Annotated in this window: 22 protein-coding genes; 12 read left to right on the top strand and 10 right to left on the bottom strand. The window is 70.8% G+C overall.

The genetic code is table 11. The features are described 5' to 3' along the window. Nucleotides 1-14: 14 nt before the first annotated feature. Together ACTOWY_RS21605 and ACTOWY_RS21600 are read right to left on the bottom strand one after the other, a co-directional pair. A complete protein-coding gene (locus ACTOWY_RS21605) occupies nt 15-899 on the bottom strand; it encodes a VOC family protein (RefSeq protein WP_441311467.1) in 885 nt (294 codons plus the stop codon). After that, a complete protein-coding gene (locus tag ACTOWY_RS21600) occupies nt 896-1,567 on the bottom strand; it encodes a class II aldolase/adducin family protein (protein ID WP_441311466.1) in 672 nt (223 codons plus the stop codon). Before ACTOWY_RS21600 ends, ACTOWY_RS21605 begins: the two co-directional genes overlap by 4 nt. A 142-nt stretch (nt 1,568-1,709) precedes the next feature. Between ACTOWY_RS21600 and ACTOWY_RS21595 the strand changes: the two genes are divergently transcribed. Then, nucleotides 1,710-1,925 (top strand): hypothetical protein, encoded by a 216-nt coding sequence (locus ACTOWY_RS21595; protein WP_441311465.1) that lies wholly within the window; start codon nt 1,710-1,712, stop codon nt 1,923-1,925. On the opposite strand, the gene ACTOWY_RS21590 is transcribed toward ACTOWY_RS21595, so the two are convergent. Then, nucleotides 1,899-2,801 carry a LysR family transcriptional regulator gene (locus tag ACTOWY_RS21590; RefSeq protein WP_441311464.1) on the bottom strand — a complete coding sequence of 301 codons (903 nt, stop codon included), beginning with the start codon at nt 2,799-2,801 and terminating at the stop codon, nt 1,899-1,901. The two genes, ACTOWY_RS21595 and ACTOWY_RS21590, sit on opposite strands and share 27 nt — an antisense overlap. Before the next feature lie 96 nt (nt 2,802-2,897). Between ACTOWY_RS21590 and ACTOWY_RS21585 the strand changes: the two genes are divergently transcribed. From ACTOWY_RS21585 to ACTOWY_RS21570, 4 genes are all read left to right on the top strand, one after another. Continuing rightward, nucleotides 2,898-3,755, top strand: coding sequence for an alpha/beta fold hydrolase (locus ACTOWY_RS21585; RefSeq protein WP_441311463.1), 858 nt, complete (start codon nt 2,898-2,900; stop codon nt 3,753-3,755). Next, nucleotides 3,752-4,588, top strand: coding sequence for an LLM class flavin-dependent oxidoreductase (locus ACTOWY_RS21580; RefSeq protein ID WP_441311462.1), 837 nt, complete (start codon nt 3,752-3,754; stop codon nt 4,586-4,588). The genes ACTOWY_RS21585 and ACTOWY_RS21580 overlap by 4 nt, the downstream gene beginning before the upstream one ends. Before the next feature lie 5 nt (nt 4,589-4,593). Next, the gene (locus tag ACTOWY_RS21575; protein ID WP_441311461.1) at nt 4,594-5,361 is read left to right on the top strand and encodes a class I SAM-dependent methyltransferase; all 768 of its coding nucleotides are present in this window, start codon (nt 4,594-4,596) and stop codon (nt 5,359-5,361) included. A 719-nt stretch (nt 5,362-6,080) separates the two neighbouring features. Then, nucleotides 6,081-6,218, top strand: a complete 138-nt coding sequence (locus ACTOWY_RS21570; protein WP_441311460.1) for a hypothetical protein — start codon at nt 6,081-6,083, stop codon at nt 6,216-6,218. Nucleotides 6,219-6,318: 100 nt separating this feature from the next. On the opposite strand, the gene ACTOWY_RS21565 is transcribed toward ACTOWY_RS21570, so the two are convergent. The 4 genes from ACTOWY_RS21565 to ligA form a co-directional block, all read right to left on the bottom strand. After that, a complete protein-coding gene (locus ACTOWY_RS21565; RefSeq protein WP_441311527.1) occupies nt 6,319-6,546 on the bottom strand; it encodes a transposase in 228 nt (75 codons plus the stop codon). 371 nt (nt 6,547-6,917) lie between these two features. After that, complete coding sequence (locus tag ACTOWY_RS21560) at nt 6,918-7,238, bottom strand: hypothetical protein (protein WP_441311459.1); 321 nt, start codon at nt 7,236-7,238, stop codon at nt 6,918-6,920. A gap of 277 nt (nt 7,239-7,515) precedes the next feature. Next, nucleotides 7,516-8,685 (bottom strand): transposase, encoded by a 1,170-nt coding sequence (locus tag ACTOWY_RS21555; protein WP_441311458.1) that lies wholly within the window; start codon nt 8,683-8,685, stop codon nt 7,516-7,518. 220 nt (nt 8,686-8,905) lie between these two features. Beyond that, nucleotides 8,906-10,897, bottom strand: coding sequence for an NAD-dependent DNA ligase LigA (ligA, locus tag ACTOWY_RS21550; RefSeq protein WP_441311457.1), 1,992 nt, complete (start codon nt 10,895-10,897; stop codon nt 8,906-8,908). 88 nt (nt 10,898-10,985) lie between these two features. Between ligA and ACTOWY_RS21545 the strand changes: the two genes are divergently transcribed. Next, nucleotides 10,986-12,092, top strand: coding sequence for an MBL fold metallo-hydrolase (locus ACTOWY_RS21545; protein ID WP_441311456.1), 1,107 nt, complete (start codon nt 10,986-10,988; stop codon nt 12,090-12,092). Here ACTOWY_RS21545 and ACTOWY_RS21540 read toward each other — a convergent pair. Then, nucleotides 12,071-12,529 (bottom strand): hypothetical protein, encoded by a 459-nt coding sequence (locus tag ACTOWY_RS21540; RefSeq protein WP_441311455.1) that lies wholly within the window; start codon nt 12,527-12,529, stop codon nt 12,071-12,073. The genes ACTOWY_RS21545 and ACTOWY_RS21540 overlap by 22 nt on opposite strands. A 42-nt stretch (nt 12,530-12,571) precedes the next feature. Between ACTOWY_RS21540 and ACTOWY_RS21535 the strand changes: the two genes are divergently transcribed. The 4 genes from ACTOWY_RS21535 (at nt 12,572) to ACTOWY_RS21520 (ending at nt 18,262) form a co-directional block, all read left to right on the top strand. Then, nucleotides 12,572-13,555: an aminoglycoside phosphotransferase family protein gene (locus tag ACTOWY_RS21535; RefSeq protein ID WP_441311454.1), complete on the top strand. Its 984-nt coding sequence runs from the start codon at nt 12,572-12,574 to the stop codon at nt 13,553-13,555. Between the two features lie 175 nt (nt 13,556-13,730). After that, nucleotides 13,731-15,299: an ATP-binding cassette domain-containing protein gene (locus ACTOWY_RS21530; RefSeq protein WP_441311453.1), complete on the top strand. Its 1,569-nt coding sequence runs from the start codon at nt 13,731-13,733 to the stop codon at nt 15,297-15,299. A gap of 68 nt (nt 15,300-15,367) precedes the next feature. After that, the gene (locus ACTOWY_RS21525) at nt 15,368-17,017 is read left to right on the top strand and encodes a glycoside hydrolase family 99-like domain-containing protein (RefSeq protein ID WP_441311452.1); all 1,650 of its coding nucleotides are present in this window, start codon (nt 15,368-15,370) and stop codon (nt 17,015-17,017) included. Nucleotides 17,018-17,101: 84 nt separating this feature from the next. Further along, on the top strand, nt 17,102-18,262 hold the full coding sequence (locus tag ACTOWY_RS21520; RefSeq protein WP_441311451.1) for an agmatine deiminase family protein: 1,161 nt from the start codon (nt 17,102-17,104) through the stop codon (nt 18,260-18,262). 92 nt (nt 18,263-18,354) lie between these two features. Here the strand turns inward: ACTOWY_RS21520 and ACTOWY_RS21515 are convergent, their stop codons facing one another. Both ACTOWY_RS21515 and ACTOWY_RS21510 read right to left on the bottom strand, forming a co-directional pair. After that, entirely contained in the window at nt 18,355-19,827 is a 1,473-nt protein-coding gene (locus ACTOWY_RS21515) for a M4 family metallopeptidase (RefSeq protein ID WP_441311450.1), read from the bottom strand. 6 nt (nt 19,828-19,833) lie between these two features. Continuing rightward, nucleotides 19,834-21,081, bottom strand: coding sequence for an NAD(P)/FAD-dependent oxidoreductase (locus ACTOWY_RS21510; RefSeq protein WP_441311449.1), 1,248 nt, complete (start codon nt 21,079-21,081; stop codon nt 19,834-19,836). 531 nt (nt 21,082-21,612) lie between these two features. Between ACTOWY_RS21510 and ACTOWY_RS21505 the strand changes: the two genes are divergently transcribed. After that, complete coding sequence (locus tag ACTOWY_RS21505; RefSeq protein WP_441311448.1) at nt 21,613-22,833, top strand: DJ-1/PfpI family protein; 1,221 nt, start codon at nt 21,613-21,615, stop codon at nt 22,831-22,833. After that, nucleotides 22,830-23,279: a nuclear transport factor 2 family protein gene (locus ACTOWY_RS21500; protein WP_441311447.1), complete on the top strand. Its 450-nt coding sequence runs from the start codon at nt 22,830-22,832 to the stop codon at nt 23,277-23,279. The genes ACTOWY_RS21505 and ACTOWY_RS21500 overlap by 4 nt, the downstream gene beginning before the upstream one ends. The last annotated feature ends 5 nt before the right edge of the window (nt 23,280-23,284 follow it).

Here is a 23,284-nt window from a genome sequence, read left to right as displayed (position 1 = left end):
CGGGATTCCGCGGATCACGCGTCGAGCGCGCGGTGTACCTGAGCCTGGGTGGTCGGGCGCTGGGTCGGGCCGCGCCACATGTCGATCGCGTCGGGTTCGCTAGGGTCGAACACCCTCGGCACCCAGTCCGCCTCCTCGATCCGGCGCACGCCGTAGGAGTACTCGTAGGTGAGGCCCTCGGGGCCCTTGAAGTAGACGAAGATCGCGGTGGACTGCGGGTGGCGGCCCGGCCCCATCTCGATCTCCACCCCGCGCTCCTGCAGGAACCGCCAGTTGCGCATCACGTCGTCGAGCGAGTCGACCTGGAAGTTGATGTGGCACAGGCCGGGTTCGCTGCCGCGGAACACGGCCACCTTGTGGTGCACCGGATCGAACCGCATCAGACAGGCGAGGTCGCCGATCCAGTCCGAGACCTTGATGTTGAACAGCGTGGACCAGAACCGGTACGCCTCCCGCACATCGGGCGCGTCCAGGCAGAGGTGGCCGAACTCGGTGATGCCGGCGGGGCGGCCGAAGTGCGGCGGACGGGCGAGCTGGACCTGACCGGTGACCAGTTCGACCCGGTTGCCGAAGGGATCGTCGAAAGCCAGGAAGTCCTCGACCCGGCGGGACCTGGCCTGCTTGGCGTTGCCGCGGACCACGGTGATGCCCGCGGCGATGAGCTGGTTCTCGGCGTCGGCCAGGGCGTCGGCGTCGGCGACGCTGAACCCGGAGGCCAGCACTCCCGCCTCGCCCTCCTCGAAGGCCAGGCAGTGGTGGCGCTGGTCGGCCCGCAGGTACCAGACCCCGTCCTCGTGCCCGAGGAGTTCCATGCCGACCACGTCGACGGCGAAGCCGACCGCGATGGCGGCGTCCGCGGTGCCGGACCGTACGTAGGCGATGTCGTGCAGCGTGATCACGGTCGTCCCTTCGAGCAGTCGGTGCGGAGGTGGGTCCAGAGGCGGCCGAGCAGTTCGGTCTCGGCGGCCAGCCAGGCGTCCTGTTCGTCCTGGGTCAGCGGACGCGGACGACCGGCCGCGGCGTGGGCGTTGATTCGGGCCGAGGACTCCAGCAGCCACATCCGGGCCACCGCCTGCCCGAGGTCCGCGCCAACGGTGACCGCGCCGTTGCCGCGCAACAGCAGTGCGGGCGACGCGCCGAGTGCCGCGGCCAGTGACTCTGCTCGGTCCCGGTCCCGCACCAGGCGGACATCGGGGAAAACCGGCACCTCGGTGCCGAGAAACGCGCCCTGGCCGTGCAATGGGCGGATCGGCAGGTCCGCACTGGCCAGTGCGGTGGCAGTCTCGGGCTGGGCCCGGCAGATGGCCCGCACATCCGGGCGGGCCCGGTAGATCGCGAGGTGGATCCACGCCTCCCGCGGCGTGCCCTCGGGGAGTTCGGTGGCCGCCGGCGCGATGACCATCGCGCGGTCGGCGGGGGTGAGCGAGCCCAGCGGGCGGGGCGGGGTGATGAGCAGCGACCCGTCCGCCAGCAGCGCGGACACGTGGCCGAAGGCCGACACGAGCCCGGCCCGGGCCAGCACTCCCGCCGCGTCCAGCAGATCGTCTTCGATCCGGCTTTCCTTCATGGTTCGGAAGGTACATGTATGGATAGAACTATGGGAAGAGGCAGGTTCCACCTCGACAGCTGAACGACAGCTCCCCCACCCGCCGCCGCGTTGGCCGTTGTGGACGGCGAGTTGGCCCAACTGGTACGCCAATTTGGCCCAAGTGGGCGTACCAGTGGGGCCAAGTGGTACGAGTTCGGCCAAGACTGGGTACGACAACGGCCAACACGATCCGGCCGCGCACGGCATGGAACCGCGGGCGATCAGCACCTCCTGCTACCACGGCCACATCTGCCACTACGCCGTCCTCGGGCAGCGGCTGGCACTGCGGGAACTCCAGCTCGGGTCGGCCTCAGTAGGCCAGCTCCGCGTCCAGTGAGTCCGCGACCTCCACCGCGATCTCGATCGCCCGCCGCGCGAGGGGCGACTGGGTGCGATTCGCCTGCCACAACAGGAAGATCTCGCGCGGCGGGAGCGCCGGCTTCAGCTCGTGCACGCGCAGCGAGGCGTCGGCGCCGATGTCGGCGCTGTGCACGATGAGTCGCGGCAGGATCGCCGAACCCATGCCTGCCCGCACCATCGACAGCACGGTTTCGTTGCCCGCGGTGCGGCACACGATGTCCGGCCGCACGCCGCGCCGGGTGAGCACCTGCTCCAGGCGGGCCTGGTCGCAGATCGGCGGGTGCGCCACCATCGGCGCCCCGTCGAGCCGGTCCACCCGCACCGGGCCGTCGGGGAAGGTGTCGCGGCGGGCCACCAGCAGGTAGGGGTCGTCGAGCAGTTTGCGGTGTTCGACCTCGCCGTGGACGCGCCCGTCGAAGAACATCAGGTCCAGGTCCTGCACTTGCGGCTGGTCGACCTCTTCCTCGAACAGCCGGATGTCGCAGTCTGGCTGCTCGGCCCGCAGGCCGCGGATGACCTGCGGCAGGATCACGTTGGACACGCTCTGGAAGGTGCCGATGTCGACCCGGCCGCCCCCGGCTTTGAACCGGTCGACGGCGGCGGTCAGCGCCTGGGCCTTCGCCAGCAACTCGCGTCCGTGGGCCAGCACCACTTTGCCCAGCGGGGTGGATCGCACCGGTCGCGGCCCGCCCGGCCGGTCGAACACGGCGCCGCCGACGGCCTTCTCCAGGGCCGCGATCTGCTGACTCACCGTGGACTGGGTGTACCCGAGCCGCGCGGCCGCCCGCCCGAACGAGCCTTCGTCCACCACGGCGGCCATCGCGGCGAGATGCCGCAGTTCGACATCGGACATGGGCACACCCTACCCACACAAACATCGCCGCCGCCGATCAACCTGATCGGTATCCATCGCTTTTACCGATGTCTTCCCGGGCCTAACGTGGCGCTCATGACCGATCACCACTCCCCCGGCGAGCAGCTCGTCCAGATCAACGATGTCGAGCTGTGCGTTGAGACCTTCGGCAATCCCGCGCACCCGGCGATCCTGCTCGCCGACGGCGCGACCGCCTCGATGCTGTGGTGGGAAACCGAGCTGTGCCAACACCTCGCGCGCCGCGGCCGGTTCGTGATCCGCTACGACAACCGGGACACCGGCCGGTCCACGAGCTACCCGCCGGGCCAGCCGGGCTACGCCTACACCGACCTGGCCGCGGACGCGCTCAGCATCCTGGACGCACTGGACATCAAGCGGGCGCACGTCGTCTGCCGGTCCATGGCGGGCGGGATCGGGCTGCTGCTCGGGGTGGATCACGCCGACCGGGTGGCGTCGCTGACCTTCGTCTCCACCTCCACGGGTGCGGACGGACTACCGCCGTCCTCGGACGAACTCGGCAGTGGCATCCCCGCCGACCCGGACCCCGCCGATCCCGCCGCTGTGGTGGATTACGTTGTCGCGTCAGCGAAAGCGTGCTCGGGTGGCTCGCCCTACTTCGACGAGACCGCCGTGCGCACGCTGGTCGAGCGGGATGTGGCCCGCACTCGCGATCTCGCGGCCATGCTGGGCAACCACTACGCGCTGAGCTTCGACGGGTCCGCCCGCGACTGGGCCGCGATCACGGCGCCGACGCTGGTGGTGCACGGCGACCTGGACCCGGTGTGCCCACTCCCGCACGGACACGCGGTGCACGAGGCGATTCCCGGGGCGGAGCTGCTGATCCTGGCGGGCGCCGGGCACGATCTGCCGCGGCCATTGTGGGACATCTTCGTCCCGGCGCTGCTCCAGCACACCGCGGACGGGCGGGCATGACCGGCTTGCGCTCGGCGCTCTGGCTGCCGCTCTTCGACGAACTCGCCGACCCGGTGGCCGTGGCCCGGCTGGCCGCCGAGGCCGAGGAGGCGGGCTGGCACGGCGTGTTCGTCTGGGACCACCTGCGCTGGCGGGCGCCGGTCCGGCAGGTGGCCGACCCGTGGATCACCCTGGCCGCGATCGCCACCGCCACCGAACGCCTCCGCTTCGGCCCCATGGTCACCCCGCTGGCCCGCCGCCGGCCCGCCAAACTCGCCAAGGAGACCGCGACCCTGGACCGGCTCAGCGGTGGCCGCCTCACCCTTGGCGTCGGACTCGGCAGCGATCGCTTCGCGGGCGAGCTGAGTGCGACCGGGGAAGAACTCGACGATCGGCGGCGGGGCGAGCTGCTCGACGAGTCGCTGGAGATCCTCACCGCCGCGTGGTCCGGTGCGCCGGTGCGGCACCGCGGCAGGCACTACACCGTCGACGGCATCGAGTTCCTGCCTGCGCCGGTGCAGCGTCCCGGGGTGCCGGTGTGGGCCGCGGGACGTCCCGGCAACGCGAAACCGCTGCGCCGCGCGGCCCGGCAGGACGGCTTCTTCCCAGTGAATCTGGAAAACCCGGACCAGCTCGCCGAGATCGTCACTACCATCACTGATCTTCGCCGGCCGCGGACAACCCGGTACGACATCGCCGTCCCCCTGCCACCCGGCACCGATCCGGCGCCCTACGCCGAGGCGGGCGCCACCTGGTGGCTGGCGGAGTTCGAGCCGGAAACGGTGTCGCTGGACCGGGTGCGGGGCGTGCTCCGCGACGGGCCTGCCGACCTCGCTATCGAGAGGACCAGGTGACGGTGATGGCCACCCTGTTCGACTACGACGCGGAACTGCGTCGGCACAACGAACTCCTGCGCGCCGCGGCCCGGGTCGACGCCGGGGACCACGTGCTCGACGTCGGCTGCGGCACCGGCCAGGCCACCCGCGAGGCAGCTCGTGCCGCGGTCGACGGCAGCGCGCTGGGCGTGGACATCTCGGTGCCGATGCTGGCGCGGGCCCGTCAACTCAGCGCCGAGCAGGGGCTGACCAACATCACCTTCGAGCAGGCCGACGCCCAGGTGCACCAGTTCCCACCGGGTCGTTTCGACCTGTGCGTCAGCCGGTTCGGCACGATGTTCTTCGCCGACCCGGTGGCCGCGTTCACCAACATCGGGCGGGCGCTGCGGCCAGGGGCGCGGCTGGTGCTGCTGGTCTGGCAGGCGCAGCACCGCAACGAGTGGGCCACCGCGATCCGCCAGACCTACACCGCCGCACCGGCCACCCCCAGCGGTCCCAACACATTCTCGCTCGGCGACCCTGCGGTCACCGAGGGCATCCTGACCGCGGCCGGGTTCACCGACATCAAGTTCACCGACGTGCACGAGCCGGTCTACTACGGCCCGGACAGCGCCACCGCCTTCGACGCCGTGCTCCACCAGCTCAAACTCCAGGACGTGCTCGACACCCTCGACGCCACCGAAGCCGAGCAGGCCCGCGTCCGGCTCCGCGCCACCCTCGACGCGCACACCACCGCCGACGGCGTGCACTTCGACTCGCGCGCCTGGCTGGTCGAAGCCCGCCGCCCCTAGACTTGTTCTTTAACCCTTCTGGTTTTGATGCTCGGCCACGGAGAGGTCGCGTTTGACGGTCTTTCCGACGTCGTGGCGTACGGCTGGCCTGCGGTTCGTGGAACCAGGTGGGCGTCAGGGACCGGGCTTGCCGGGTTTCGGCGCACTGGCGGGCAAGGTGACCGTCGGGCGGATGTTCCGAAAGCCGCGCCTGACGCGAGCGGGAGTGAGACGGCCCGGGGCGGCGGGCTTCTCCCACGGGCGGCGTAGATCCTCGACCAGGGGCGGGCCAGCCGCAGTTGGGTGTGGGCGGCGATCACGATCCAGGTCCAGCGGTCGGCGGCATCAGAGGTACGGATCTGCGGGCGTGTCCAGCCGAGGGTCTGCTTGAACAGTCGGAACGTGTGTTCAAGATCGAACCTGCGGAGGTAGGACCGCCACCAGCGGTCCACATCCTCACCGGTGGCGCCGGTGGCCGAGGACCACAGCCACACCGGGGCGGGGTTGCGGTCGCCGGGCAGGTGGTCGATCTGAAGACGCCGCAGCGTGCCCTCGATGACCGGGAGTTCACCCTCGTGGTCGAGCCAGCAGGTGCGGTGGGTGAGCCGGGGATGAAGCCGGTCCCAACTGTCGGGACCTCCACGGGCAGGTCGGCCAGCACGAAGGCCAGCCGGGTGACGTCGTAGCCGCTGTCCATCACGATCAGGATGTCCGGGTCACTATCGGTCCAGTGCCCGGCCGTGACCAGCCGTCCGACCACGGTGCGCAACTGGTCGGCGGTCACGGCGGTGGCGTCATCGGCAGGGCCCAGCCGGACCGCGTTCAGCATCGCGGTCCACGAGGTGCGGCCGGACTCCAGCGCGACCACGAAGGAGTAGGGCCAGCCGGGGATGAGCTGCGAGGCGCTCTTCGCGCGTCCGTAGACGTGCCAGAACAACCGCTCCGCGCTGGTGGCCGCGCCCGAACGCAGCCACGGGCTCAGGCCCACCGCAAGGACGATCCGCCCGTCATCGGTCCGGGAAGGGGCAGACAGGCCAGGTCCACGCGCAGGCGGGCCACATCGATCGGGCCGCTGTTGAGCCCGTCGTAGCGGGCGCCGTGGCCTCGCCGATGCTCCGGCGTCAGGTCTACCAGCGAGGTCACCGGTCCATCGGCACACAGCACCGCGTCGGCCAGCTCGAACAACGCGTCCGCCCGGGCGGTCAGGCAGTCGTAGAACTTCTGACGGAACCGGGCCAGCTCCCCGGCCGCCGCCTCGTGGTCGGGATCGTGCGCACTGTTCGCCGCAGCCCTTAAGTCGATCTTCCACTGTCGCCAGAGGAATGATCACTCAAGGGCTGCGCTCATGATCAACTGGGGTCGGTCGCCAACACCCGCAGGTTAAAGAACAAGCTTTGAGCCTGTTCGACAACCCGGCCCGTGATGTCCTGATGGGACACTCGAACGGAGGCATCCCTGTGTCCGGACCCAAAGCCCAGCCGCGCAAGCCCGACGAGCGAGCGGAAGCCCCACGTAGCCAAGGCCGACGACCACGAGATCCACGGCGAACAAGGAGTTCCTTACTTCGGTGGATGGCATCAGGCCCTGAAGCTGCCGGCTGCGCTGACGTGCGTCCCGAAGCCGGGCCTCACCCTGCCGAACGGCTCGATCGGAACGAGACAAAGCGGGTCGGCGTAGATCGTGATCGTTCTCTCGGTCTGGTTGAAGATCAGGTCAGTGCCTACGGGCAGCGTCTGGCAGCCCCGGGGGTTCTCCCAGACTGTAAGCGGAGTGGCCTCGTGTGCGAACCCCACCACCTGGTCCGGGGGCCGCGGGGTCTCCGCGCCGGTGGGCGAGGCGAGTGCCACGGTGGCCGCTCCGACCGCCAAAGCGGTCAAGGCCGACTGGACGAGTCGCATGGTTTCTCCTTGATTCGAGTCCGATGACTCCATGCTCGTCTTATTCCCCCGTCACCGCAGTCGCCGATTCGGGTACGTATTCCCACCCTATTGATAGGTGGCGCGTAGCGTCCGAATCTCCTTAACGGCCGTATCATCATCTTCCTGGACGGAAAGGCGGACCGCAGATGATTCGCTACCTGACTTGGCTCACGGATCCCGACCTGGCGGGGTCGCGGGTCGCTGAGCTGGGTGTTTGTGGGCGTGGTCGGTGGGATTGGGGCACTAAGCTTGAGTTTTAAGCTTTGATGTCTGTTTTGGCGAGTTTTCCGGGGTCGTGGAGCGGGGCTCGGCGAGAGTTTCGTGATCCTGCTGGGCGTCCGGGGCCGGGCCGGGTGGGTTTCGGCGCGTTCGCGGACAACCCGATTGTCAGGCAAACTCGGCGAAATCCCCGCCGGACCCGGGTCGGCGACAACCGGGTGGGTGCGGCCGCCTGTCGCTCCCAGGGACGCGGTAGATCTTCCACAAGATGACGGGCCAGCCGGAGTTGGGTGTAGGCGGCGATCGCCAGCCAGGTCCATCGATCCGCTGCCTCGACTGTGCGGACGCGGGGTGCGGTCCAGCCGAGAGTTTGTTTGAGGAAACGGAAAGTGTGTTCCAGATCGAAACGGCGCAGGAACATCTGCCATAGTCGATCCATCTGGCCTGTGGTTGCGGTGGCGGAGTACCACAGCCATGACGGTTTCGGAGTTCCCGTGCCGGGTAGTCGGTCGACGTGGAGCCGGATCACCGTGCCTTCCATGATCGGCAGTTGGCCTTCGTGGCGATCGGCCAGCAGGAACGCCAGACGGGGACCGTCGTAGCCGCTGTCGCCGACGATCCAGATCGCGGGATCGCCCTCCCGCCAATGTTCGGCGGTGATCAGCGTGTCCACCACGGCGCGTAGGTGAGTAGCGGCCAGGTCGGTGTGGTCATCGCTTGGGCGCATGCGCACGACATCGAGCAACGCCGTCCACGACGTGCGACCGGGTTCCAGGGCCGCCATGAAGGAGTACGGCCAGCCGGGGACCATCTGGGCTTGACCCTTGCCGCGTGCGTAGGTGTGACAGAACAGCCGTTCGGGGCTGGTGTTGGCATCCGGTCGGAGCCAGTGGCTGACATCGATGGCCAGAACGATCCGGCCGTCGTCGCGGCGGGCAACCTGCTGGCGAGCAACAACATTGCGGAACCGGCCGATATCAACCCCGCCCTGGTTCAGACCGTCGTACAAGGCGCCGTGACCACGCCGGTGCTCGGGTTCCAACGACAGCACGACCAACGAGGTAACCGGCCCGTCAGCACACAAGGCCGCATCAGTCAGCTCGAACAACGCGTCCGCCCGCGCGGTCAGACATCGAGAGAACTCCTGACGGAGCCCAGACAGGTCCCCCAGCGCGGCGGCCGCGCTGGCGTGGTGCACACTGATCATTGAAGCCCTTGGTGTGATCTTCCGACTGTCGCAAGAAGGAATGATTAACCAGGTGCCCGATCAGGCTCTGAGAGCTTAAAAAACTCAAGCTAAGCAAGCCCCCACCCGCACCGTGTTGGCCGTTCTGGACGCTGTGTTGGCCGTTCTGGACGGCGTGTTGGCGAGTGGGCGTACCAGTTCGGCCAAGACTGTGTACGACAACGGCCAACGCGCCGGATGCTTAGGCCAGGCCGGCGGCGATGAGCTGTTGCCAGATCTCGCTTGCGTCGATGACCTCGACCTCCAGCTTCTCCGCCTTGGCGAGTTTGCTCGCGCCGACGTCGGCGCCGGTGATCAGCAGATCGGTGCTGGCCGAGACCGAGGAGGCGATGGTCGCGCCCGCTTTCTCGCACAGGCGCTGGAAGGCCGGGCGGGGCACCTTCTCGCCGGAGCGCGGGTCGTTGATCGCGCCGGTGACCACCACGGTCTTACCGGCCAGGGGCGCGTCGGCGGCGACCACGGGCGGCAGGTCTTCCTCGCGCACGTCCAGGGACACGCCCCATTCGCGCAGGCGGTCGATCTCGGGGCGTAGCCGGGTGAGGTGTTCGGTCAGTGAGGCGGCGACCTTCGGGCCGATGTCCTCCACCGCGACCAGGCGTTCCTCGCCCGCGTCGGCGACCTCTTCCAGGGAGCCAAAACCGGCGCGGCACAGGCGGGTGGCGGTGCCCTCGGAGGCCATCGGGATGGCCAGGCCGATCAGGGCGCGGCGCAGGCCGACCTTGCGGCTGGTGGCGATGGACTCGATCATGCGGGCCGCGGAGACCTCGGCGATCCGGTCGAACTCAAGCAGGTGCGCCTCGGTGAGGGTGTAGAAGTCCGAGGGGTTCTCCAGCAGCCCGGCCTCGGCGAGGCGTTCGATCCACTTCGGACCGACCGCCTCGATGTCGGCGGCGGCGCGGGAGGCCCAGTGGATGAGCCTGCGCACGGTCTGGGCGGGGCAGGAGACGTTGGTGCAGAACAGTTCCCGGCTGTTGCCCTGTTCGGTGAGCGGTTCCGCGCAGGACGGGCAGGTGGTGGGTGGCACGATCTCGCGTTCCGCGCCGGTGCGCTTTGACTCGTCCAGCACCCCGGCCACGAACGGGATCACGTCACCGGCGCGGCGCACCAGCACGGTGTCGCCGATCCGGATGCCACGGGCCCTGATGACCTCCTGGTTGGCCAGGGTGGCCTTGGTGACCGTGGTGCCGCCGACGAACACCGGTTCCAGGTGCGCCACCGGGGCGATCTTGCCGGTTTTGCCGACGTCCCAGACCACATCGGCGAGCACGGTGGTCTTCTCCTCGGCGGCGAACTTGAACGCCAGCGCGCCGCGCGGGGAGCTGGACCGGGTGCCCGCGGCGCCGTAAGCGTCCCGGTTGGCCAGCCGCAGCACCGCGCCGTCGAGGTCGTAGTCCAGGTCGTTGCGGCCCGCTTCGATCTCGGTGATCACCGCCTGGGCCTGCTCGGCGTCGGCGCACAGCCGCATGTCCGCACCGGAAAGCCCCAGCTGACGCAGCCCCTCGCCCAGGTCGGCCGCGGCGCCGCCGGCGGAGGTGTCCAGGTCGAAGGCGAAGAACCGCAGCCGCCGCTCGGACACCGTGGCCGGATCCTTGGCGCGCAACGTGCCCGCGGCCGCGTTACGCGGGTTGATCAGCGGTTTGTCCGGGTGCGCGAGGTTGTAGGCGGCGAAGGTGGAGCGCAGCATCACCGCCTCGCCCCGCACCTCGACCCGGCCGGGCGCGTCCACCCGCTCCGGCACCCCGTCGACCAGGGCGCGGACCAGCGGGGTCACATCGTCGCCGGTGCTGCCGTCGCCGCGGGTGACCGCCCGCGCCAGCCTGCCCTCCGCATAGACCAGGGCGAGGGAGAGTCCGTCCAGTTTGGGCATGACCACCACCGGCTGGCCGGGGAAGCGGCCGAAGAAAGCCACCACCTGCTCGGGTTTGGTGGCCTTCTCCAGGGAGAGCATCGGGCGGGAGTGCCGGACCGGCGCGTGCAGCACGGTGGGCGCGCCGACCTGATCGAGGGGATTCGGGTCGGGGGTCAGCTCCGGGTTGGCCTCGATCAAGGCACGCAGTTCGTCCTCGATCGCGTCGTACTCGGCGTCGGCCACCAGCGGCGAGCCGCGGTAGTAGGCGTCGCGCAGCGCGACGATCTGATCAGCGAGTTCCCGGATGCGTTCCCCAGCGTTCACGGCGCCCAACATAGTGCCGCCCACCGACAGTCCACAGCGGACGCGCTGCTGAGAGCCGCCACAGGTTGGCTGCGGGATGATCGGTCGCATGATCCGATATCTGCTCGGCGCGCTGGCCGCGGCCCTGGTGTGGCTGCTGCGCGAACTGCCAGCCCAGTTCGGCGGCCGGGCGGGCGGGGACAGGGTGACCCGGTCCCCGCAGTACCGCGACGGCGCCTTCCGCAACCGCGCGCGCACGCTGGCCGCGCCGACGGGCCGGGCGAAGATCCTGCGCGAGCTGGTGCTGGGCAAACAGCAGCGCAAACCGGCTGGGCTGGTGCCACTCGTGGAGCCGCAGCCGCCGACCGGGCAGGGCGTGCACCTGACTTGGTACGGGCACTCCAGCGCGCTGGTGGAGCTGGACGGCGGGCTGATCCTGCTCGATCCGGTGTGGGGCGAGCGGGTCTCGCCGCTGCCCTTCGGCGGACCGCGGCGGCTGCACCGGCCGCCGGTGCCGGTGGAGGCGTTGCCGCGGGTGGACGCGGTGATCATCTCGCACGACCACTACGACCACCTGGACCTGGCCACGGTGCGGGCGCTGGTGCGCACCCAGACCGCGCCGTTCGTGGTGCCGCTGGGCGTGGGCGCGCACCTGCGGCGCTGGCGGGTGCCCGCGGACCGGATCATCGAGCTGGACTGGTCGGAATCGGTCACCGCGGGCGGAGTCGAGATCATCGCCACCCCGGCCCAGCACTTCTCCGGGCGGGCGTTGAAGCGGGACGACACGCTGTGGGCCTCCTACGCGCTGATCGGCCCCGAGCACCGGGTCTTCTACACCGGCGACACCGGCTACTTCCCCGGCTTCGCCGAGATCGGCGCGCAGCACGGTCCGTTCGACGCGACCCTGGTGCAGATCGGCGCGTACGTGGAGACCTGGCCGGACATCCACATGACCCCGGAGGAGGGCGTGACCGCGCACCAGGACCTGCGCGGCGGCCTCCTGGTGCCGGTGCACTGGGCGACCTTCACCCTGGGCGTGCAGGACTGGTCCGAGCCGGTGGACCGGCTGTGGGCGGAGGCCAAGGCCCGGGAGGTCGCGGTGGCGATCCCGCGGCCGGGCGAGCGGGTGGACGTGGCGGCGCCCGCGCCGGTGATGCCCTGGTGGCAGTTGCTCGAACCCGCCGGCGAGCCGGGTCAGACCGAGTCGACCAGGTGATGTGAGGGCCCGTAGCTGATCCGCCAGCTCGCGCAGTAGCCCAGCCTGCCGTCGGCCACGCACCGGATCGCGATATAGATCCAGTGCACGTCGGCGGCCGGGGTGCCGTCCCGGAAGGTGAACCCGACCGCGGTCTCGACGTTGTCCTCACCGCAGACGCACTCGACGAAGTAGCGCGCCTCGGCCTCCTCGTCCAGGGTCGGCCAGTGCTCGGCCGAGTCGAGCATGGGCACGGTGCGGTCGCAGCCCGCGCAGGTGCGGCGCACGCAGCTGCCGGACTCGTCGGTCTCCAGCACGAAGACCTGACCGGCGCAGTCGGCGCACCTGGCCACCACCACCCGGTGCGCGCCGTACTCGGGCGGGTCCGCCTCGAAGTAGGCGAGCAGGTCGTCGAGGTCGTCCCCGATCCAGCTGTTGTCGATCTCCCTGAGTGCCACCGCGGCAGAGTAATGGGTTGCACCGACAGCGAAGATCGAGCCATGACCACCTACCTGACCCGGTCCGACCTCGCCCGCCGCACCGCCGCCGCGGTGGACGCGGCCGTGGGCGCCGGACGGGATCTTGGTCTCGCCGTCACCGAGGCCAGGGTGCTGCACGACCTGTTCTCCGTCGTGGTCCACCTCGCCCCGGCGCCGGTGGTGGCCCGGATTCCCGTTGTCCTGCCGGAATCCGCGGGCCTGGACGCGCTGGCGCACCGCCAGCAGGCCGAGCTGGACGTGACCCGGTGGCTGGCCGACCAGGGCGTCCCCGTCCTCCCGCCCAGCCCGCTCGTGCCGCGGAAACCCGTGCGGCGCAACGGGTTCTCCATGACCTTCTGGCAGCTCGTCGCGGAGGACCGGAGTAAGGAACCCGACTACGCGGCCAATGCCGAAAGCACCGCCGACCTGCACGCCGCGCTGCGCGACTACCCGGGGCAGCTGTCGTTCCTGTCCGCGGCCGAACCGGAGTTCATCACCGAAGGCCTTGCGCTACTTGGGGACCAGCCCGATCTGCTCGATCCGGCCGACCTGGACCGCGCTCGCCACGAGTGGCGGGTGCTGGAGCCACTGGTGCGCTCGCGGACGGCGTTCGAGCAGGCCTTCCCCGGGATCGACCTACAGCCCATCCACGGCGATTCCCCACCTGCCAACATCTTCGCCGGGGTGGACGGCGACCGCTACGCCGACTTCGAGCTGGTCACCCTGGGCCCGGTCGAATGGGATCTGGCCGCACTCGGACCCGACCTGGAAGCCGCCTACAACCGCGGCGCCCAGCGCAACGGCCTGCGGGAGTTGCGGGCGGACGTGCTGGGGTTCGTCAACGCCGTGGGTATGTTGCGCGGCATCGCTTTCCTCGCGCTCGCCCCGCAAATGCCCGCGATCGTGGAGTACGTGACGCCCACCCTCGAACCGTGGCGCGGCACGCCGTTCGCGGGCGGCCTGACCCCCGGAAATCCGGTTGGCCGCCGCCGCGACGCGGACTAACCTCGCCGCCATGTGCACCAGTACCGGCTACGCCGCGATCAGCACGGCGATGCCGCCCCGCATCGCCGCCTGACGGCGGCGCACCGAGCACTTCCTCCCTGCCCGCCGTTCCGGCCATCGCCGGGCGGCGCCACTTCGTGCTGCCCGGCTCCCCCGAGAGCTGCGGAGCATTCGCTTGTCCATCACCCCACATCTGCGCGCCACCGACATCTCCGTCACCCTGGGCGGTCGCGTGCTGCTCACCGACGTCTCCGTCACCGTCTCCGCCCGGTCCCGGCTGGCCATCGTCGGTGAGAACGGCCGCGGCAAGACCACCCTGCTGCACGTGCTCGCCGGACTGCGCCTCCCCGACCGGGGTTCGGTGCACAGCGCGGGCAGCTTCGGCCTGTCCCGGCAGGCCCTGCCCGCCGGTCCGGGTGAGACGGTCGGCTCGCTGACCGACGAAGCCCTGCACGCCGCCCGCACCGCGTTGCGCGACCTGGACGAAGCCACCGACGGCCTCACCCGGGGCCTCGCCGAGGCCGAGCAGCAGTACACCCGTGCCCTGGACGCGGCCACCCGCCTGGACGCCTGGGATGCCGAGCGCCGCCTGGACATCGCCCTGGCCGGGCTCGACGCCTGTCCCGACCGGGAACGCGAACTGCGCACCCTCTCCGTCGGGCAGCGTTACCGGGTGCGGCTGGCCTGTCTGCTCAGCGCCGGGCACGATCTGCTGCTGCTGGACGAGCCCAGCAACCACCTCGACGCGGGCGGCCTGGCCTTCCTGGCCGAGCGGCTGCGCACGCACCGCGGCGGGCTGGCCCTGGTCAGCCACGACCGCACCCTGCTGCGCGAGGTGGCACACGAGTTCCTCGACCTGGACCCGGCCCAGGACGGCAAACCACGCCGGTACGCGGGCGGCTACCAGGCCTGGGTGGACGGTCGCCGCCGGGACCGGGCGCGGTGGGCGCAGGAGTACGAGGAGCAGCAGGCCGGACAACGCGGCCTGGCCACCGCCCTTGACCAGGCCCGGTCCCGGCTGAGCACGGGCTGGCGGCCGGACAAGGGCACCGGCAAGCACCAGCGGCAGTCCCGCGCGCCGGGCGTCGTGCAGGCGCTCAACCGCGCACAGGAGGCTTTGGCCGAGCACCGGGTCACCGTGCCCGAACCGCCACTCACCTTCCGCTGGCCGGAAGCACGCACCCGCACCGGCGCCGGACTGGTCCGGGTGGACGCGGTGCGGGTGACCGGGCGGCTCGACCAGCCGGTCACCCGCACCCTGGACGGCGGCGACCGGTTGCTGGTCACCGGCGGCAACGGCACCGGCAAGTCCACCCTGCTCGCGGTGCTCGCCGGGTTGCTGACGCCAAGCCAGGGCGAGGTGCGGCACCTGCCGGGCGCACGGATCGAGTTGATCGCCCAGGAGGTCCCGGACTGGCCAGGCGAACTGACCGCCTGGCAACTGTTCGAGCGGCAGGCCCTGCCCGGTTCGCCGACCTCCACCGGCCTGCTGGACCGGGAGGCCGCCCGCACCCCGGTGGCCCGGCTGTCCCTTGGCCAGCAACGGCGATTGGACCTGGCCCTGCGCCTGGCCGCCCGCCCGGACCTGGTGATCTTCGACGAGCCGACCAACCACCTCTCCCCCGCCCTGGTCGACGAACTCACCACGGCGATGGCCGACACCAGCGCCGCGGTGGTGGTGGCCACCCACGACCGCGGGTTGCTGGCCGAACTCGCGAACTGGCCCCGGCTGGCACTCGGCTGAACACGGCAGGGCGCGGTGGCGCCGTCAGCCGGGTTGCGGGGCGCGGGGGTGGCCGGGAAGCTGCACCCGTGATCACACGCTGCGCCCTGCTCGTGCTGTGTCTACTGGCCGCCCTGCTCACCGCCCCGGCCGCGCGAGCAGTGGCGGCCAACGCCGAGGACAAGGTCACCGATCCGGTCCCGCTGCTGGAGTACCGCACCGCGGGGCAGGCAGGCTGGTTCTGGACCTTGTCCCAGGCCGAGGGCAACGCCGCCGAAGGGCAGTACGGGATGGCCCGGCAGCACACCCGGCTCGGTTTCCTGCGGCGGCAGGCCTTTCCCGGCAGCCAGCCCCTCTACCGGCTGCGGGTGGCCGACCGCTCGGCGTACCTGCTGACCGCCTCGGCCAGTGAGCGGCAGAGCCTGCTCGACTCCGGCCGGTTCACCGAGGGCGGCGTGCTCGGCCACACCGGGGCGACCCGGCAGCCGGGGACCGAGGTGCTGTACCGGATGTCCAACGGCGCCGAGTGGCGCGCGGTGCCCGCCCGCAAGCAGGCCGACTTCCTCGCGCTGGGGTACCGGACCGACGGGCCGCTGGGCTATGTCTGGCCCGCGTTCCACCGGACCGGGGCGATCTACTTCGGCACCTTCGACGCCAAGGGCAACCAGTCCCTGATCGCCGGGGTCAAGCGGGTGTACCAGCGGGACAACGACTGGTGGGGCGGGCTGCGGGACTTCGCCGGGTCAGGGGTGCCGCGCAACGCCTGGCACTGGCCGCAGGAGGACTTCACCGACCGCGAACCGGCCATCGGCTTCTACGACGACGCCAACCCGGACACCCTGCGCAAACAGGTCGCCCAGGCCGCAGGCGCCGGACTGCGGTACTTCAGCTTCTACTGGTACTGGAACCCGGCCGACGGCGGCGCGGAGAACTACATCGAGGGCCTGCGCGCCTACCTGGCCGCGAGCAACCGCACCGATATCGACTTCAACATCCTCACCTGCCTGCACCCCTGGACCGACGGCCCGGTGTCACTGAAGTTGCCCCTGGAACAGATCACCAAGGCCGCGAACACCATCGTGGACAGCTACCTGACCAGGCCCAACTACCTGCGCGCCAACGACGGCAGGCCGATCATCGGCGTGTGCGACGCCCGCGGTGTCGGCAACGGCACCGCCACCGGGCCGCACGTCGCGGATACCCGCCGGTTCACCGACGCGATCCGGGCGCGGGCCAGGGAGAAGCTGGGCGAGGAGGTGCTGATCACGCTGAACGGGGTGCCGCCCGCCGGGGCGGGCTTCGACGGCAGCGACTGCCTCGGCCAGTTCGACGACTCCCGCTCCTACCAGCGCTACGCCGACAACCAGCGCGGCTTCTTCCGCAACTACCCCGGCTCGTTGCTGCGCTGCGCGACCTCGGACTTCGACGAGCGGCCGCGGATCGCCATCTCCATCCCCGATCCCGGGCCTGACCCGGCCAAGCTGCGCGAGCGCTTCCGCTGGTATCCCGACGCCGACCTGCCCGGCTTCGAGCGGCTGCTGGACAACGTGCGCGCCGACATCGCCGAGTCCACCCGGCCCTCCACCGTGGACAACTTCGTCTCGCTCTACGCCTGGAACGAGTGGCACGAAGGCGGTTACGTCGAGCCGAACAAGCGGGACGGCTGCGCCTACCTGGACGCGGTGCGCCGGAAACTGGGCCTGACCACCGGGGCGGGCTGTGTCGCCAACCCCACCTGAGCGCGGCTGTCACCCGGCTCCGCTAGACTGACTAAAATTTCAGTAAATGGCTGCCCGCCGTCCAGCCCACAGTGGAGTGAGCACTTGCGACCGAACCCGTTGTCCCGCCGGACCCTGCTGCACGGCCTCACCGGCCTTGGCGCCCTCGCCCTCGCCTCGGCCTGCTCGAACCCGGATTCCCCCGCCCCGTCGAGCACCCCCAGCGGCACCCCGGAACAGGCGGCGGCCCCCTCCCGCCGGTTCGGCGCCGAATGGGAGCCGCACGCCCGCACCTTCATGTCCTGGCCGGCCTCCACCGGGATCTGGGGCGAGGACCTGGGTGGGGTGCGCGCGGACATCGCCCGGCTGGCCCAGGCCATCGCGGGCTTCGAGCCGGTGGTGCTGCTGGCCCGGCCGGAGCAGGCCGAGGCCGCGCAGCGGGCCTGCGGCAAGGACGTGGAGGTGGTGCCGATCCCGGTGGACGACCTGTGGGCCAGGGACACCGTGCCGGTCTTCGTCGAGGAGGGCGGCAAGGTCTCCGGGGTCGACTTCCACTTCAACGGCTGGGGCAAGAAGCAGCAGCACGACCGGGATGGCAAGGTCGCCGCCGCGGTGCTGGCCAAGTACGGCATCCCCGGGGTGGCCACGCCGCTGGTCGGCGAGGGCGGCTCATTCGAGACCGACGGCCAGGGCACGCTGATGGTGACCGAGAGTTCGATGGTCAACGACAACCGCAACCCCGGGATGAGCCGGGACCAGATCGAGGCCGAGCTGAAGAAGGCGCTCGGCGTGCGCAAGGTGATCTGGTTCGCCGGGGTGCGCGGCGAGGACATCACCGACGCGCACGTGGACTCGCTGGTCCGCTTCGCCGCCTCCGGCGCGGTGTTGCTGGACCAGGCCGCCCCCGGCACCCCGCCGGACTCCTGGTCCCGCTCGGCCGCGCAGGCCAAGACCGTGCTCAAGGACGCCACCGACGCCAACGGCAAGAAGCTGGAAGTCGTCGAACTGATCCAGCCCGACCCGGACCAGGTAGCCGGTTACCAGGACACCAGCGTGATCTCCTACGTCAACTTCTACGTGGCCAACAAGGCTCTGTTCGTGCCCCGCTTCGGCGACCGCCAGGCCGACGACCGGGCCCAGCAGGTGCTGCGCGAGCACTTCCCCGGCCGGGAGATCGTGCCGGTGGCCATCACCACCATCGCCGGCGGTGGCGGCGGCATCCACTGCGCCACCCACGACCAGCCCGGCACACCCGAGGCCCGCTGACGGGCACGCCCGCCCGTCGAGTTGGCCCAACTGGTACGCCCGTTTGGCCCAAGTGGGCGTACCAGTTGGGCCAAGTGGGACGGGAGGGTGGGTCAGGGCGGGGTGGTGGGTATGCCGACCGCGGCCCAGGCGTCGGCGGTGGCGGTGTGTTCCAGGCTGCCGGTGCCGTAGATGCGGGCGGCCTGGTCCACCGTGCGGTGGGCGAAGGTGGCGAAGTCGACGTCCGCGGGCAGGTCGGCGGAGGTGAGTGCTTCGTACCAGATCCGGCCCGCGCGCATCCAGGACTGGCCGCCCAGTTCGGTGGCGGTCAGGTAGAAGGCGTGGCCGGGGATGCCGCTGTTGAGCTGGGCCGGGCCGTCGGCGAGGTAGGCGTCCAGGTGCGCGACCTGTTCGTCCGCGCCCAGCACCGGGTCGTCGTAGGCGGTGCCCGGTTCGGCCAGTGAGCGCAGGCCGACGCCGTACACGCCGGGCAGCAGCAAGCCCTTGCCCACCACCCAGTCCGCGGTCGCCGCGGTCTCGTCCGCGGCGTACTGCGCGCACAGCAGGCCGAAGACATCCCGCAGTGCCTGGCCGAGCGCGCCCGCCTGGCCGGTGGGCTGGAGTGCGGCGATCTCGGGCATGCGCTGCCACAGCTCCCCCGCCACCACCTCGGCGGCGGCGCTGAACCGGCCGAAGACCAGGCCGTCGCCGTCGCCGACCACCACCCGCCCGGCCTGCAGCCGCACGTTGCCCACGCCGTCGGCGTGATGCACCACGGCGCTGAGTTCCATCCCGTTGTCGTCCAGGGACCAGCGGCCGAGCACCTCGTGGCAGAACTCGGCGACCAGCACCAGCGCGTCGTAGGTCTCGTCCACGGCCGGGTCCCTGGTCGGCGGATCACCCGCGGTGCGCACCGCGCGGCCAGGCAGCGGCTGGCCACCGGCGGCGTCATAGACCGTGCAGTCGGCCCTGGGCACCGCGTTCGAGGCGTTCCGGGCGGGCTTGGCCGGGGTGCCGACGCCGGTCTCAGCGTCGCCGCCCGCCTGGTCGATGATGGCCGCCAGCAGGGCGGGCGGCACCGCGCCGCCGACCTCCAGCACGTTCATCTCCCAGCGGGCGGTCATCGGCCGCGCGGACAGCCGCCGGATCTCGGTCTCCAGCCGGGCGGGCGGCACCCGCGCCTTGGCCCCGATGGCCCGGATGCCGTTGCCCAGTTCCAGCACCGCGCCATTGATCAGGTCGGTCTTCTGCCGCGGGTCCAGCGCGGTGTCCGCGGCGACGAACTGGATGGCCTCCAGTGCGTTGTAGCCCCGGTGCACGGCCTCGAAGGTGCTGTTGTCCCGCAGTTGCGCGATCTCCTTGCCGCACTGGTCCCAGGCGGTGTAGCTGATCACGGTGGCCGGCCAGGCGCCGGAGCGGCGGAAGAAGGCGACCGCGGCGGCGTTGCGGGTCAGCTCGGCGTAGATCAGCCTGCCCGCGGTCCTGGCCTCGAAACTGGTCCGCAGCATCGACCCGACGGCGGTGACGATCCCGCCGCCGATCAACGCCACCAGCGCGATGACGACCTGGGTGGTGTCCAGTTCCACCGGGGCTCAACGGGGTGGGCGGTGGGCCCGGAGCAGGGCGGCCAGGTCGGTGCCAGGGTCGGCCAGGACCTCGGCGCTGACCGGGATCTCGTTGAGGACCAGCTTGCGCCCGTGCAGCACGTCCCGCGGCCGGTTGAGCGCGAGCACCGCGCGGACCAGGCCCTCGCGCAGGTAGAACACCGAGAACCGCAGCTCGTCCACCTCGCCGCGGACCACCTCGGTGCAGCCGCGGCCGAGCTGGCCGACCGCCTGGATGTTGTGGCCGTACTGGTCGGTCCAGAACCACAGCGGGTCCACCAGCGGCGCGGGTTTGCCGATCATGTTGGTCGCGGCCGAGGCGCCCGCCTTGACCGCGTTGTCGAAGTGCTCCACCCGCAGCCTGCGCCGGAAGGTCGGGTTGTACTGCGAGGCGACATCCCCGGCGGCGAAGACGTCGTCGGCGTTGGTGCGACCGAACTCGTCGACCACCAGCCCGTCGGCGATCTCCAGGCCGGTGTCGGCGAAGGGATCGCAGTTGGGCTGCATGCCCAGGGCCGCCAGCACCACATCGCAGTCCAGCCGGGACTTGTCGGTCTGCACCACCAGCCCGGACGGGGTCTCGGTGACCGTGCGGATGCGCTCCCCCGTGCGCAGTTCGGCCCCGTTGTCCCGGTGGATCTCGGCCAGCACCCCGCCGAGCCGGTCGCCGAGGTCCCGGTTGAGCGGTCCGGCGCGCATGTCGACGAGGGTGACCCGCAGGCCGCGCTGCCGGGCCGCGGCGGCCACCTCGCAGCCGATGAACCCGGCGCCCAGGATCACCAGGTGCTGCCCCGGTTTCAGCTGCTCGCCCAGGTGCTGGGCATCGGCCCTGGTGCGCAGGTAGAGCAGCCGGTCGCTGCGGGGGCCGGGCAGCAGGCGGGCCCGGCCACCGGTGGCGATCAGCAGCCGGGAGTAGGGCAGGTCGCGGCCGCCTGCCAGCTGCACCCGGCGGGCCTTGGGGTCGATCCGGCGCACCCGGGTGTCGAAGAGCAGTTCGATCTCGTTCTCCTGGTACCAGCCGGGCTGCCGGGTGTGGATGCCGGTGGACCCTGACTCGTTGTCCAGCAGGTATTTCTTGGACAGCAGCGGGCGTTCGTAGGGGTACTCGGCCTCATCGCTGACGACGGTGACCTTGCCGTCGTAGCCCTGTTCGCGCAATGTGCCGACCGCCGAGGCGGCACAGGCTCCGCCGCCGATGACCACGATGCCGGGTTTTGGCTTTCCGAACAGGCGCATTCGCCCTCCAAGGGAATCGCCGAAAACTCTAGACCCGATCGACCGGCCAGGAAAAGCAGCTGTGACTTATTGATCTTACCTCTACCGAGGGTCCCCCAGCAGTGTTACCGCGTTGTCTAGCCAACTGGTGACGCGGTGTATAAAAACGCATTCTCGCCACCTGATGGGGTGAGGGGCCTCACTCCACTGACGGCGGTTACGCCCCGTTCTTCCCCGGGTCGACAATATGCGTGCACCTCCAGACGGTTCGCCGAGTGCGACAGTCTTGAGAATGGAGTCACGTTGACGCGAGTGCTCTGCGTTGTCAGCGGCTCACGCCCGGATTCCGCCGGGTATTGGGCCTCCGATCTACTGATACCGATCCGGTGTTTCCGCCGGGCCGGCGTCGACTTCACGATCGCCACCCCGAATGGCGATCTGCCGCAGCCGGATTCGGAAAGCCTGACACCCGCCTGGCACCACCATTGGGCGGACATCGCTTTTGTCCGCGCACTGATCCGCACATTTCGGGACAATGCCGAATGGGTGCGGTTGACCAGGAGCCAATGGGCCGAACTCAACCTGCCCGCGGCCCGGTCGATACACGCGGCGATGATCGAGGCCGGGGTGCCCGCCCTGGATGCCTGGCCACGCCTGGGCCAGGCCGTGGACATCGCCCGGCGCACCGGCCGCGACCTGGCCGAGGTGCTCGCCGAGACCCGGCTGGCCGACCCCCTCGACCCCGGGACAGTGCAGGCGGAGATCGAGCAGGTCAGCGCCGAGGCCGGCACCACGGCCGAGGCCACCGCGGCCGCCATTGGGGCCGAGCCGGAGCTGAACGCGCCGAGCGCGCTGGCCACGCTGACCGAGGCCGGGGTGCTGGCCTTCGACGCGCTGCTGCTGCCCGGCGGACGCGGGGTGTGCGCCGAACTGGGCGCGGATGCCGAGGTCGGCCGGGTGCTCCGGCTGTTGCACGCGGCGGGCCGCCCGATCGGCGCGCTGGGTCAGGGCCCGGCCGCGCTGCTGGCCGCCGGGCCGCGGCCGGACGGGCACTGGTGGTTCGAGGGCCACCGGCTCACCGCGCTCAGCAATGACGAGGCCAGGCAGCTGCCCGGGGCCGCCGAGGCCACCGAGCCGGAGTCCGCGCTGAAGCAGGCAGGCGCGCTGTTCGAGGAGGGCCCCGGCTCCTGGACCGCGCACCTGGTAACCGACCGCGAGCTGCTGACCGGCCAGAACCCGGAATCGGCCGGGCCGGTGGCGCATGCCCTGCTCACCCGCCTCGGCCTGCCCGGCTGCCCACCCCCGGCCGCACCCGCGCCCCCGGCCAGGGGTGGACAGCTCCCGGAGACCCTCGGCGGCAGGCTGGCCCACCACCTCGGTCACCGCGACCTCGACTCGGCCCTGGCCCTGTTCGACCCGGCGGCCACGGTGTGCCTGGAACCGCTCGGCCTGGACGGACCGGTGCGCACCGTCGGCCGCTCCTTCCTTGGCCAGCTGCTGCACGCCTTCCCCGACCTGCGGCTACGGCCCCGGTCCGGGTTCGCCGGGGACGGCGCCGAGGTGCTGGAGCTGTCGATCGGCGGCACCCAGTTCGCCGCCTTCCTCGGCGCGCCCGAACAGCGGCGGCACATCGAGTTCCGCACCGCCTGGGTGCTCGACCACGACGGCGAACGGATCACCGCCTGGGACGCGCGCTGGTGCCACGGCCTGCTGCTGCGTGAGCTGGGCGTCCAGCACACCGCACTGCCCGAGCCGATCGAGGTGCCGGCATGACCGCCCCCGCGAGCACCCTGGCGACAGCGTTCTTCGCCGCCTTCGCCCGGCACGACACCGAGGCGATGGTGGCCCTGTGCGGCACCCGCGCCCGCCTGGACTATCCCGCTTTCGAAATCCCTGGCAAAACCAAGGTACTGCGTGCCGACGGACACGTCCGCACCATTGGCAGGCCGTTGTGGAGCGGACTCATCATGGCCTTTCCCGATCTGACCGTCGACCTCCGCGGCCTGGTCTCCGACCACACGGCCACGGTGGCCGCGAAAGTGGTGCTCGCGGGCACCCAGAAATTGCCGTGGGGAAACATACCCTGCCAGGGGCGCGGTTTTGAGTCCCGGCAGTTGTTCATCCTGCGCATGGCCGCCGACGGCTTGATCGGGGCGGTCACCGCGTACTGGTGCAACAGCGACCTCGGGCGTCAGCTCGGCTATCACGAAGTCAACTGAACGGA

The sequence above is a fragment of the Crossiella sp. CA198 genome (genome assembly GCF_052078295.1).
GTDB lineage: Bacteria > Actinomycetota > Actinomycetes > Mycobacteriales > Pseudonocardiaceae > Crossiella.
This window is presented reverse-complemented; position numbering and strand designations above follow the sequence as displayed.

What these genes read in the sequence shown, in the direction of transcription:
- ACTOWY_RS21575 (WP_441311461.1), top strand. Translation starts at nt 4,594, where the DNA reads ATGGCCACCCTGTTCGACTACGACGCGGAACTGCGTCGGCACAACGAA.
- ACTOWY_RS21500 (WP_441311447.1), top strand. Translation starts at nt 22,830, where the DNA reads ATGACCGCCCCCGCGAGCACCCTGGCGACAGCGTTCTTCGCCGCCTTC.
- ACTOWY_RS21590 (WP_441311464.1), bottom strand. Translation starts at nt 2,801, where the DNA reads ATGTCCGATGTCGAACTGCGGCATCTCGCCGCGATGGCCGCCGTGGTG.
- ACTOWY_RS21600 (WP_441311466.1), bottom strand. Translation starts at nt 1,567, where the DNA reads ATGAAGGAAAGCCGGATCGAAGACGATCTGCTGGACGCGGCGGGAGTG.
- ACTOWY_RS21580 (WP_441311462.1), top strand. Translation starts at nt 3,752, where the DNA reads ATGACCGGCTTGCGCTCGGCGCTCTGGCTGCCGCTCTTCGACGAACTC.
- ACTOWY_RS21545 (WP_441311456.1), top strand. Translation starts at nt 10,986, where the DNA reads ATGATCCGATATCTGCTCGGCGCGCTGGCCGCGGCCCTGGTGTGGCTG.
- ACTOWY_RS21535 (WP_441311454.1), top strand. Translation starts at nt 12,572, where the DNA reads ATGACCACCTACCTGACCCGGTCCGACCTCGCCCGCCGCACCGCCGCC.
- ACTOWY_RS21585 (WP_441311463.1), top strand. Translation starts at nt 2,898, where the DNA reads ATGACCGATCACCACTCCCCCGGCGAGCAGCTCGTCCAGATCAACGAT.
- ACTOWY_RS21560 (WP_441311459.1), bottom strand. Translation starts at nt 7,238, where the DNA reads ATGCGACTCGTCCAGTCGGCCTTGACCGCTTTGGCGGTCGGAGCGGCC.
- ACTOWY_RS21555 (WP_441311458.1), bottom strand. Translation starts at nt 8,685, where the DNA reads ATGATCAGTGTGCACCACGCCAGCGCGGCCGCCGCGCTGGGGGACCTG.
- ACTOWY_RS21510 (WP_441311449.1), bottom strand. Translation starts at nt 21,081, where the DNA reads ATGCGCCTGTTCGGAAAGCCAAAACCCGGCATCGTGGTCATCGGCGGC.